At 60.0% G+C, this 11,904-nt stretch carries 10 protein-coding genes; 4 read left to right on the top strand and 6 right to left on the bottom strand.

Features of this window, described 5'->3' with window-relative positions; all coding sequences use genetic code 11:
- Positions 1 to 29: 29 nt before the first annotated feature.
- The 4 genes from EDF61_RS15630 to EDF61_RS15615 form a co-directional block, all read right to left on the bottom strand.
- Positions 30 to 467: a DoxX family protein gene (locus EDF61_RS15630; RefSeq protein ID WP_286172290.1), complete on the bottom strand. Its 438-nt coding sequence runs from the start codon at positions 465 to 467 to the stop codon at positions 30 to 32.
- On the bottom strand, positions 460 to 882 hold the full coding sequence (locus tag EDF61_RS15625; protein WP_105661097.1) for an organic hydroperoxide resistance protein: 423 nt from the start codon (positions 880 to 882) through the stop codon (positions 460 to 462). Before EDF61_RS15625 ends, EDF61_RS15630 begins: the two co-directional genes overlap by 8 nt.
- A 34-nt stretch (positions 883 to 916) precedes the next feature.
- Complete coding sequence (locus EDF61_RS15620) at positions 917 to 1,369, bottom strand: MarR family winged helix-turn-helix transcriptional regulator (RefSeq protein WP_286172289.1); 453 nt, start codon at positions 1,367 to 1,369, stop codon at positions 917 to 919.
- An 826-nt stretch (positions 1,370 to 2,195) separates the two neighbouring features.
- The gene (locus tag EDF61_RS15615; RefSeq protein WP_133834707.1) at positions 2,196 to 4,310 is read right to left on the bottom strand and encodes a PIN domain-containing protein; all 2,115 of its coding nucleotides are present in this window, start codon (positions 4,308 to 4,310) and stop codon (positions 2,196 to 2,198) included.
- A 160-nt stretch (positions 4,311 to 4,470) separates the two neighbouring features.
- Here EDF61_RS15615 and EDF61_RS15610 point away from each other — a divergent pair, with 160 nt between their 5' ends.
- From EDF61_RS15610 to EDF61_RS15600, 3 genes are all read left to right on the top strand, one after another.
- Entirely contained in the window at positions 4,471 to 4,950 is a 480-nt protein-coding gene (locus EDF61_RS15610; protein ID WP_133834706.1) for a DUF6153 family protein, read from the top strand.
- A 93-nt stretch (positions 4,951 to 5,043) separates the two neighbouring features.
- Positions 5,044 to 5,649, top strand: a complete 606-nt coding sequence (locus EDF61_RS15605) for a DUF305 domain-containing protein (protein ID WP_133834705.1) — start codon at positions 5,044 to 5,046, stop codon at positions 5,647 to 5,649.
- A gap of 34 nt (positions 5,650 to 5,683) precedes the next feature.
- A complete protein-coding gene (locus EDF61_RS15600) occupies positions 5,684 to 6,322 on the top strand; it encodes a CueP family metal-binding protein (RefSeq protein ID WP_133834704.1) in 639 nt (212 codons plus the stop codon).
- Between the two features lie 87 nt (positions 6,323 to 6,409).
- Here the strand turns inward: EDF61_RS15600 and EDF61_RS15595 are convergent, their stop codons facing one another.
- Complete coding sequence (locus tag EDF61_RS15595; RefSeq protein ID WP_133834703.1) at positions 6,410 to 9,757, bottom strand: efflux RND transporter permease subunit; 3,348 nt, start codon at positions 9,755 to 9,757, stop codon at positions 6,410 to 6,412.
- A gap of 250 nt (positions 9,758 to 10,007) precedes the next feature.
- On the opposite strand from EDF61_RS15595, the gene EDF61_RS15590 reads away from it, so the two are divergent.
- Positions 10,008 to 10,286 (top strand): hypothetical protein, encoded by a 279-nt coding sequence (locus EDF61_RS15590; RefSeq protein WP_105661102.1) that lies wholly within the window; start codon positions 10,008 to 10,010, stop codon positions 10,284 to 10,286.
- A 70-nt stretch (positions 10,287 to 10,356) separates the two neighbouring features.
- Here the strand turns inward: EDF61_RS15590 and EDF61_RS15585 are convergent, their stop codons facing one another.
- Complete coding sequence (locus tag EDF61_RS15585; protein ID WP_286172295.1) at positions 10,357 to 11,850, bottom strand: malate:quinone oxidoreductase; 1,494 nt, start codon at positions 11,848 to 11,850, stop codon at positions 10,357 to 10,359.
- Positions 11,851 to 11,904: the final 54 nt, after the last annotated feature.

Genomic DNA, 11,904 nt, shown 5'->3' with positions numbered 1-11,904 from the left:
ACCCCGCTGTGCGCACGTGGCTGGCGTTGCTAGGCCTTGGACCGAAGCTGGGCCCGGTCTCGCCATGCGGCGGTGCTCCACAGTGCAAGCGCTACCAGCGCTGGTTGGAAGAAGAGCCGGGCAAGCCGTTTCCCGTCGGTGTCCAGGCCGAACGCGTCGCGTCCCTCCTGCCACTGGGCGAGATTGCCGGGGAACACCGCCACGAAGAAGAGCGCGGCGATCCAGCCCACGGCGACCCGCTTCTTGAGCAGCGCCAGCAAGGAAAGTCCCAGGCCGATTTCGGCGACACCGGAAAGGATGACCGTCAGGTCCGGATCCAGCGGGACGAAGTCAGGGACCTGCGCGCGGAATTCCTCGCGGGCAAAGCTCAGGTGGCTGACCCCGGCGAAGACCAGGAATGCCCCGAGCGCAATCCTTGCGCCGTGCCGGGCGATTCCCAGGGGTTTCGCCGCGGGAGACCTAGTCATCGCTGACGCTGACCAGGACATCGATGTTGCCGCGGGTGGCATTGGAGTAGGGGCAGACCTGGTGGGCCGCGTCGGCCAGTTCCTGGGCCAGCGCGGGTTCCATGCCGGGAATGATGACTTCCAGCTCAACCGAGAGCTTGAACCCGTTCTCTCCCTCGCGGTTCAGGTGGACTCGGCCTCCGACGCTGGAGTCCTCGATCTTGACCTTGCGGCCACGCGCCACCATATTCAATGCCGAGTGGAAGCAGGCGGCGTAGCCAGCGGCGAACAGCTGTTCCGGGTTGGTGCCGGCTCCCGAGCCGCCCAGTTCTGCCGGGGAGGCCAGGGCCAGATCGAGCTTGCCGTCCGGGGTCTGGACGCGGCCTTCGCGGCCTTGGCCGGTGGACAGGGATTCAGCGGTGTACAGGGTTTCCATGAAACTGCCTTTCGATGAGGGTGAAATCTGGTAGCTATTTTCCGGAGGGTTGGTCCGGAGCGGGGATTTGCTGCATGGAGGCGGTGATGCGGTGCAGGGATGCCAGCAGCGCTTTGGCGCTTTCCATATCCGGCAACCCGGTGCCGCAGGCAATCTGCGCCGGGATATGCGCCAGTTCCTTGCGCAGGGCCACGCCAGCGGGGGTCAGGCTGACGTTGACGACGCGGCTGTCTTGGTCATCGCGCTGGCGTTCGATGAAGTCCTTTTGTTCCAGCCGGCGCAGCAGCGGGGACAGGGTCCCGGAGTCCAGCTGGAGCATCTCGCCGATTTCGCGCACTGGCTTATCGCCTTCGGACCACAGCGCAACGAGCACCAGGTACTGGGTGTAAGTCAGCTGCCAAGGGGCGAGCAGCTCGGTATATGCGCGGGTGGTGGCCCGGCTGGCCGAGTAGAGGGAGAAGCACACCATGTCGTCAACTATTGCCATGGAATAATGATTGCACGCAATTCAATTGTGCGCAACTTAAATATTTGGTGCTGCCAAACGTTGGAACGATTCTAGCCTTAGACTCGGTTCGCAGTAGTGGAGGCGATGCTAGGCAGTTTCTGGTGCAATCTGGATTGCCCCAATTCCGGTTGCGATTACTGAACTGCTGTGATGAAACACGTTTCGGCCAGTTGGGTGTCGCAATCAGGTAGGACCTGAATCTTGGGTATTTGGGCTTCGGCGTTATCGTATAGCTGGCGTTATTAATGCCTATTACGCTTGGATCCAACCGCTCTGTTTTCCATCGTCCCGGACGATTGGTTCGGTCGCAGATACGGTGGTCCGATTGTCGTCGAGTATCGATTAATTCCTTTTCAGGGGATGCGGTGCTGAACCAGTGGATAATTCCGACTACGATAACCTTCACCACTTCACGTACCAACAAGTCCGCTCGGGATTTCAGATTGATTCCGTTTTTATTTGGCCGAAATGTAGTGCTATGGACGGCGGAACACGTCAAATGAAAAAGCGGGAGTTTGTGAATTGGCGGGCGATACGCGTTGCCCCACATATACCGGTGGACGACTCTTTGCTTTCAGTTACTAGAGCTGCACTCATCAGCCGAATTTTTCGAGCGTTCCGCAATTGCTCGTCCATAAATCATTTCACTCGTGGAGGCATGAACTGTTCGAACAGGGATATGTTGCGCATGACTTCGGCGATTTATGCAAAGTTCGAGGTCCACGGAAACGACGCCGTTGGCCCTTAGTAAGCACCTTAGTTCTATGCTTAGACCTCACTCTTCGACATAGCGTCAGGGGCTGACTTAGGACTGAGGAAATATGAGCGACTGTACTGCCGAAAGTGCTCCCAGTGATTCTGAAACTATAGTCCAACCGAGAACGTGGATTTTAGTCTCGTAATTTCGGCTCCATTGAAAGGTCAAGAAGATAACGCCGACCAACACCGATCCTGCAATCAGTTGCGATGTGAGGTTTCCGAAAAATAGTGTGCAAAGCAAACAGATTCCAGCAATTAATACGAATCCGATGCTCCAGACAACGCGAATGAACTTAATTTTCTGGACTCTGGCTGATTCCTCGCCTTCGATTCTCTTGGACTGCTCCAATCTCAATTCTGCTTGCATCTGGCTGTTTTTACGTTCCAATTCCATTAAATCTTTCTGCGCTTTAAGTTCTGCATCCTTTGCCTTTGAAGCGTGAATATAGGCACTTGCTATCTGTTGCTCCTTGCGTGAGCGGTCGATGTTTGTCAAAGAATTTAGTCGGCGTGCCCGGGCCGCCATTACTTCTGAAGTCAACTGATGAGGGGAGGAATTCTCGGCGATCTTGTCAAGCATCTCAGGTAGCTCGTATAGCTTCTGAGCGTGGTAAACATCTAAATTTGATCCACCCTGTCCGGGGGACAATTGAGCCGCAAGTTGCATGGCGGAATCTTTGGGGAATCGAGCGGGAAGTTCCCAGATCGCCTCGTCTACGAATTGACCCGCTGCTAAACTCGCGAATTCGGAAAGCTCACCAGGTGCTGCACTTATCGAAAGCACAGTCGTCCATTGAGGCAGCGTCAACGTGATGGCTACACGATCCAGAGAAACTGCTGAGTATGCGTGATTCATTGCTCGGTCCGAGGTGATGATCCATGCACCCGGCCAGTTGGCTGATTTCTCTCGAGTCCTTCGTCGCCATGCCATTGTCATAGAATCCGCATCACGCGTTATGACTTTTACAGATCGTTTGCGAGTTGAATGCTGTAAGTGATTGTTGAGGGCTTTAAAACACGCATCGAACCGCGACTGAGAAATACTATTTCCATGCTCTCGAACATTCACGCCGAGACTATCGAGTCGTTGAGGGAGTCGGATGGCGGCTTCTAGGACCTGTTGAAGCTCAGTGTATGTACCATCTTGAAGCGCTGAAATAATTATCCCGTGGAACTGGTCATCAACGAGAGCCGCGTAGAAGTCAATCCGCGCATTTTTCTCGTGCGCTTCTCTATAAAGGCGCCGAAGATTGGGAATCTCGCGCTCGACCAGTTCAGTAAGTTCTTCAATCGAGTGCTGCGCCACTACAACATTCCAACCGTCTTGGACTGCGCGACGGATCGTTGCCTCGGCATCTCGTTGTTCTTGGGTGGAGCCTATTAGCGCGATCAATACTGGAGTGTCCAGAATAGCTCGTTGATTCTGCGGCTTACCTAGGCGTTGGGTAAGTTGATTTCCCGATTGACCAGCTAAATAAGTATGAAGTAAGACTCCGGTGGCGATATGTGTAACAAGTTCGCGTCCAAAAGCATCTAGTGGGTCTAAAGCGCTGGTCGCTAAGGACTGAAGGAACTCAGTAATGTTTTCATTCGGGCTGATCTTAGCAAGTGACTCTAATACAGAGGTTGGGTCTAGGGTGCCTGCATTAGTTCGGCCATCAATAAGTGACGTTACGGAACCAAGATGTTTTTGAAGCGACTCTTCGATTGCTGGAACTAGCGCGGAAACTAACGCGTCCAACCAAATTTGTGATTGTTGTGCATCTGGCTCGAATGCCAGACCGTCGCGTGAACGGATGCGAATTTCGGTCGTGGTACGCTCGCGAAGTTCTCGAACCCAAGCAGAATGTTGCTGTATATCTGTAAGTCCGGTGCCCGTTAGTTGCCAAGTCTCTGCATTTTCGTCTAAATAAACTAGACCCAAATCACGGCATACTTTCAGAGCTGAATCCAGCTGCTTGTACGAAGGTTTCGAATCCGGCCAGATTCTTTCGACTGCGTCACGAATTTCTTCTACAGACGCAGGACCCTGGACCAGAAACTGACAGGCAGCAGCTCCAAATAGATCCGCTTCTGTGGCAGATGATTTGTTCTTCAGTACATTCTGGATTGCACTTAGGAACTCATTTTTGTCTTCATACAATTCAGTTTGTTCCAACATTCCCCCAAGTTCTCGTTGAAACTACAAGCCTATATTGACTGAGCGACAGATACCTCATGGATCCGTCACGTCTCTTACTAAAAATGAGTTTTTAGGAGATAGTTTGCTCATTTTTGCGGGTCCTCCAATCCATGTTTTGTTTCTACGATTGAATCTTTGTATGTCAGAAGTCGCTAAGCTGGGAGCCATGAGCATCGGCAACTACCTGGCGAAGGCCGGAGGGCGCACCTGCCCCCGCCTGGCGATAGTCCGCTCGCTGCTGCTGATCAGCGCGGTGCTTTTCGGCTTGTTCTCGATGCATGTGATGCATCATGGAGCCTCGGCGCAATCCCCGGCCACGGCCACGGTCCCGGCCCCGGTCGCGCAGGCGCATCCGGCTCACACCCAGCCCGCGCACCATGCTCCGCCAGCCGATGCGGGCGGCGAGGAACAGGGCTGTACCGACTGCCCGATGGGCCATGAGATGGCCGCCGCCGGTTGCGTCTTGGCGCTGCTGGCCATGCTGCTGTTCCTGCGGCCGCCGCAGACCGTAGCCGTTCTCCGGACAGTGTTCCCGCGGACCCTGTGCGCAGCAGCGGATCTGCGGGGGATCGCGCCGGATAAACCTGATCTGGTTGCGTTGGGGATCTGCCGAACGTGAGAATTTGGCCGGTCGATGCACTGGCCTCCAGCTAGTTCCGGCGCCGCCGCAGGCGGGCGCCGCTCACGTTCCAGATCCACTAGGAGAATCACCATGAACAAGCAGACCCTCATTTCCAGCGCCCTCGTACTGGGTGCAACGCTCGCCCTCGCCGGATGCGCAGGGGAACCAGCAAGCACCGAGGCGCCCAGCGCCTCGGCCTCCGGTTCGCATTCCGGGCATTCCATGGACCAGTCCGCGTCGGCCAACGACGCCGATATGGCCTTCGCCGCGGGCATGAAGGTGCACCACGAACAGGCGATCGAGATGTCCCGCATCCTGCTGGGCAAATCCGGGATTCCCGCCGAGGTGGCATCCCTGGCCGAAAGGATCCAGGCTGCGCAAGCCCCGGAGATCGAACGCATGGACCGCTGGCTTTCCGAGTGGAATATGCCCGGCGGGATGGATCACGGGAGCATGGACCACGGCGACGGGATGGTCCCGGAGGAGGGCATCAAGGCGCTGGAAGACGCGACCGGCTCCGACGCTGCCCGGCTCTTTCTCGAGCAGATGATCATGCACCACGAAGGCGCCGTAGAGATGTCCAAGACCGAGATCAGCGAGGGAAGCTACCCGGCGGCCATCGACCTGGCCCAGCAGATCGTTGATTCCCAGACCAGGGAAATCACTGAGATGAAGCAGCTGCTTGAGACGCTGTAGCCCGGAATTGGAGACAGGAAGATTGGGAGTGGCCATGTCCGAGAAACTTTCCGGCGGCAAGAGCTACCGTGCCCGCATTGCGGCCAGGGGCGCCGGTTCGCTGCTCGCGCTGGCCGTGCTGGCCGGATGCAGCACCGCCGCGGCACCCGTCGCGCAGCCCGAGCCTACAGTAGTTGCAGCCGAGGACACCGGTCAGTTCCTCGCCGAACTGGGACTGGAAGGACTCGACGCCAAGGCGGCCATCGACCGGCTCGATCGCTTGCCGCAGGAGCAGCGGCCGGAGAACTTCACCGCCATGGTGCAGCCAACGCAGCTGGTGCTGGCCGATGCGTCGGGACGCACCGCGAACCTGCCGCTGCCGGAAGGCCAGTACTATCTTTCGGCCGCGCCCTATGTGGACCAGACGCACAGCTGCCATTTCCATAGCCTCACCACCTGCCTTGGGCAGCTGCAAGGCAGGCAGATGGAGGTCAAGGCCGTGAACGCCGAGACCGGCGAGGTGCTGGTGGACCAGGGCATGGAAACCTTCGACAACGGATTCATCGGCCTCTGGGTTCCGCGGGGAATCACGCTGGACCTTGAATTCACCTACCAGGGGAAGAGCGCCAAGACCACGGTGTCTACCGCCGGGCAGTCCAGCGCAACCTGCCTGACGGAGCTGCGGCTGGTCTAGGGCCAGCGGTCGCGGACAGCGCGCAAACGGACTCGGGCCTGCAACCACGAAGGTGGTTGCAGGCCCGAGTCATGGCGTCGCCAAAGCCTAGTCGTTGGGCTTTGGCGGTGCCTGCTTCATCAGCTCTTCGAAGGCCCGGCGTTCCTTGCGCGAGACCGGGATCTGGCCGGTCAACGGGTTGACGACCTGGCCAGCGGCTTCGGCAGGCGCGGGGGCAGCCGCAGTGCTCTTCCCGGCATCCGCGGTCCTCGGAGTTTCCCCGGCCGCGGCTTCTGGCGCAGCGCCCGGAACGATCTTGGCGCTGGCGCTGTCCATCGCCCGGGACAGGTCCTGGGCAGCGGTATGCTGCTGCGCCGAATGCTTGCGCGCGCCGCGGGCCTTGGCGTTCTTCTCCTTGCGGGACTCGACCAAGCGGTAGAGCACCGGCACCAGGATCAAGGTGAGCACGGTGGACGAGACCAGGCCGCCGATCACCACCACTGCCAGCGGCTGGGAGATGAATCCGGACTGGCCGGTCAGGCCCAGGCCCATCGGCACCAGCGCGAAGATGGTAGCCAGGGCGGTCATCAGGATCGGGCGCAGGCGCTGGCGGGCGCCGTGCATGATGGCATCCTCCAGGGACATGGCCGGACGCTCGGCGCTGTCCTGGCGGTACTGGTTGATCAAGTCGATCAGCACAATCGCGTTGGTCACCACGATGCCCACCAGCATCAGCATGCCGATCAGCGAAGGCAAGCCCAGCGGAATCCCCGAGATCAGCAGCAGGCCGATAGCGCCGGTCGCCGCGAAGGGAATCGAGACCAGCAGGATCAGCGGCTGGATCAGCGACTTGAAGGTGGCCACCATGATCACGTAGACAATCGCGATGGCCGCCAGCAGCGCCAGATACAGCTGGTTGAAGGACTCGGCCTGCTCGGTTGCCGCGCCGCCGATCTCCGCGGTGGCGCCCTCGGGCAGCTGCACCGAGTCCAGGCTCGCGGCGACGTCCTTGGACACCTCTCCGAGCATGTTCTCCACGGGAGCAAGGGTGACCGTAGCGATACGCTCGCCGTTGGAGGTGGTGACCTGCTGGACCACCTTGGCACGCTCAACGGTGGCCAGATCCTGCAGTTCCCTGATGCCGGCGGCGGTAGGGATCTGCAGCTCGCGCAGCTTCTCCAGGCTGTCCAGGTCCATCCCCTCGCCGATCTGCACCGTCATGTCGGTGTAGTCCAGGCGCAAGGTGCCTGCAGGAACAGGGGAAACCTGCGAAGCGACCATGCCAGCGAGCTGGGTCTCGGTCAATCCCGCCTCGGCAGCCTTCTGCGCATCGATATCGATGGACACCTGCTCGCGTTCGGCAGAGAGGTTATCGGAGATTTCGGTGACGTTCGCGGTACCTTCCAGTGCTTCGCGCATCGTGGAGGTCGCCTCGCGCAGGATCCCCTCGTCCGGGGCCTTGATCTCGATGGTGACATCGCTGGACATCATGGCCGAGGAGTTCGAGCCGAAGCTCAGGTCCAGGTCCTCGGCCAGGTCCAGGCCTTCCACCTGCTCGCGAACCGTGTTCGTCAGCGCTTCCTGGTCGGCATCGGCATTGGTGATCACGGTGAAGCTTGCGGTATCCGAGCCGGAGGAGAACATGGCTGCCATGCCGCTGGCGGTGCCCACGGTCAGCTGGACATCTTCGATTCCCTCGATATCAGCGAGCCCGGTCTCGATCTTTGCCGCTTGCTTTTCGGTGGTTTCCATGGAGGTGCCCGAAGGCATCTTGGCGGTGATGGAAATGGAGTTCTCGCCGGTGGAACCCAGCAGATTGGTGTTCAGCAGCGGGGTCATGGCCACGGTGCCGGCAAGGACCAGCACCGAGGCCAGCAAGGTGATGACCGGGTGCTTCTGGGTCCCCTCCAGCACCGGAATGTAGGCACGCTGCAACCACGACTTGTCTTCGGCCACATGCACGGTATGGGTTTCGCCGCTGCCCGGGCGGTGCGGCAGGAACCAGTACGCCAGTACCGGAACAATGGTCAGCGATACCAGCAGCGACGCCAGCAGTGCGATGGTCATGGTCAGCGCGAACGGGCTGAACAGTTCGCCGGCCATGCCGCCCACCAGGGCGATCGGCAAGAAGACCGCCACGGTGGTCAGGGTCGCCGCGGTAATGGCGCCGGCCACTTCCTTGACCGCCAGCAGGATCGACTGCGCCTTGGATTCGCCATGGGACAGGTGGCGCTTGATGTTCTCGATCACCACAATCGAGTCATCCACCACGCGGCCAATGGAAATGGTCAAGGCGCCCAAGGTGAGCATGTTCAGCGTGTATCCGAAGGCATTCATCCCGATGAAGGTGGCCATCAGGGACAGCGGAATGGAGATCGCGGTGACCAGGGTGGAGCGTACCGAGAACAGGAACACCAAGATGATGATCACCGCGAAGCCCAGGCCCAGGGCGCCTTCCAGTGCCAGATGCTTGATCGAGTCCTCGATGAAGGGCGCCTGGTCGAAGATCGTGGTCATGGTGGCCTTGTGGCCCAGCTCGGACTCCAGCTCGGCAAGCATTGCGGTGACCGCGTGCGAAATGGCTACCGTATCGCCATCGGGAGTCTTGGTGACCTGGATGGACAGGGTCTCCTCGCCGTTGGTGCGGGTAATGCTGGTGGCCTCATCGGCCTTGACCGAGACCTCGGCGACGTCCTTGAGCAGCACCGGACCGCCATCGGTGACCAGCGGAATCTCCTTGATGGCCTCCAAGCTGTCCGGGGTGGAGCCGGCAATGACCGGCAGTTCCAGGCCATCGACGTCCATGTTGCCGATGGGCATGGGGGAGCCGGCGTTCTCGATGCCGTCCTTCAGATCCGTGACGGCCAAGCCGGCATCGCGCATCTGGTCGTCTTTCGGGATCACCGCAATGTGCTGGGAGGCGCCACCGGAGACCGAGGCCTCCCGGACCCCCTCGATCTTCTGCAGCTTGGGAAGGGTCAGGCGCTCCACGTCGTCGTTGAGCGCTTCCAGCGACTGGTCCGAGGAGACGGCCAGGGCCAGGACCGGGAAGTCCGCGATGGAGCCGGCGAAGGCGGTAGGCTCGACATCCTCGGGAAGCTGGGCCTTGGAATTGGCAATGGCCCGTTCCACCTGGGTCCGGGCACGGTCCATGTCCGTGCCGTATTCGAAGGTCAGCGAGATGCGGGTGAAGCCGGTCTGCGAGGTAGCGGTGGAGGATTCCAGTCCCTCAACTGCCTGCAAAGCGGTTTCCAGCGGCTCGGCCACCTGCTCGTCGATCACCTCGGGGCTGGCGCCCATTTGGGTTGCCATGACCGAGATCTGGGGGAATTCCAGGGCGGGGATCAGCTCCTGCTTGAGCGATCCCATGGAAATCACGCCGAAGACGGCGGCGAAAACCGTGATGAGCGCAATGAGCGCCCGGTTTTTCAATGACAAGATGGCCAAGCGCTGCATGCGGGTGTGGTCCTAGCTGTGTCGCAGTGGGAAGGGCTGATCTCAACTTTAGTTGGTTGCCATTGCTCAACAGTCACCGGGAGATGTAAAGCACGCAAAATCATCCCAATGGATTACCCGAAGCTGCCTGGGGCAGGCCCGCCCGCACGTGCCAATGCTGCCGATGCCGCGGCGCGCGCAGTGGTGCTGGAGCGCCTGCCCGATTCTTAAGGGAAGGCGGCGGCTGGTGGCCGCATGGAATACTGGGGACATGAGTCTGCAGATGCCGATTGCGGTGCAAGCCACCGCACAGCAAGGGATCCGGCGGCTGATCAGGATCCGCTACCGCTATTTCAGCTATGCCCTGCGCTACGCCGACGGGCGGGAAGTCTCCGGCCTGGGCTGGGCCGAGGCCGATAAATTGCTGCAAGGGCACCGGTATCCCGCTGACGCCTCGTGCACGCGCCACGGCGCCGAACGCCATTGCCCCGACCTTGGCGCTGGTGCTTGGGTGGACTACCCCTACGGCGAGCCGCTGGACCGGCCATAGCCCGACCAGTGCCCGGATACGCGAGAACCGCCCACCAATGCTGGTGGGCGGTTCTCGTTGTGCTTGGTGCCTACAGTCCCAGGGACTTGTCGGTGGCTGCCTTGACCTCAGCGTAGAGTGCTGGGTTCTCGTTCAGCTTCTGGCCGTAGGAAGGAATCATGTCCTTGAGCTTCGACTCCCAGCCTGCGAACTGCTTGGGGAAGCAGCGCGACAGCAGCCCGACCATGATCGGGGTAGCGGTCGAAGCGCCTGGCGAAGCGCCGAGCAGGCCGGAGATCGAGCCGTCCGAGGAGGTGATGACCTCGGTGCCGAACTGCAGCACGCCGCCCTTTTTGGCATCCTTCTTGATGACCTGAACGCGCTGGCCAGCGGTGATCAGCTCCCACTTGGAACCATCTGCATCCGGGAAGTACTCGGCCAGCGCCTCGTCCTTCTTGGAGCGGGACTTGAGAACTTCCTTGATCAGGTAAGTGGTCAGATCCAGGTTGTCCTTGCCAACAGCCAGCATCGGGATGATGTTGTGCGGGCGCAGGGACAAGGGGAGATCCAGCTGGCCGGTGGACTTCAGGAAGTTCATCGAGAAGCCGGCGTAGGGGCCGAACATCAGCGAGCGCTTGCCGTCGACAAAGCGGGTATCCAGGTGCGGTACCGACATTGGAGGAGCGCCCACCGAAGCCTGGCCGTAGACCTTGGCGTGGTGCTGGTTGATGACGGTCTCATCGGTGCAGCGCAGGAACTGACCGGAGACCGGGAAGCCGCCGAAGCCCTTGATCTCGTCGATGCCAGCCTTCTGCAGCAGTGGCAGTGCGCCACCGCCGGCACCGACGAACACGAACTTGGCCTTGACGTTCTTGACTGCGCCCGAAGCGTTGTCCTTGACGCTCAATTCCCAGCCGGCACCCGAACGCTTGATGCCCTTGACCTTGTGGCCGTAGTTCACCGAGGCGCCAGCGGCGCCCAGCGAGTCGGTCAGGTCGCGGGTCAGGCGGCCGAAGTCGACATCGGTACCGGAGACAACGCGGGATGCGGCAACCTTCTGCGAGGCATCGCGGCCCTTGGCCACCAGCGGGGTCCACTGGTTGATGGTGTCCAGGTCGTTGGTGATTTCCAGTTCCTCGAACAACGCATTGGGCTTCAGTGCCTCGTAGCGGGTCTGCAGGTACTTGGAGTGGTCCTCGCCGATGACGAAGGACATATGCGGCAGGGCGCTGATGAAGCTGTTGTCGGCAACGCGGTTGTTCTCGACGGCCCACGAGTAGAACTGGCGGGAAACCTGGAACTGCTCGTTGATGCCAATGGCCTTGGCCGGATCGACCGATCCGTCAGCCTTGGCAGCGGTGTAGTTCAGTTCGCACAGTGCCGAGTGGCCGGTACCTGCGTTGTTCCAAGGGGAGGAGGATTCCTGCCCGGCCTTGTCCAGGTTCTCGAAAAGACCAATGGACCAGGTTGGTTCCATCTGGTTGATCATGGTGCCAAGGGTGGCACTCATGATGCCGGCACCGATTAGTACTACGTCAAAAGATTCGGTTGACGTTTCAGAAGGCACGAGGATCTCCATCGACAGTGATACTTTGCTCTCTCCCAGAGTAGACCTATATCCCCGGGGGTTAGAAATCGT

Origin of the sequence: Arthrobacter sp. JUb115 (assembly GCF_004365035.1) — a bacterium.
GTDB lineage: Bacteria > Actinomycetota > Actinomycetes > Actinomycetales > Micrococcaceae > Glutamicibacter.
The sequence above is the reverse complement of the archived record's forward strand: the minus strand, read 5'-3'. Positions and strand labels throughout refer to the sequence as shown.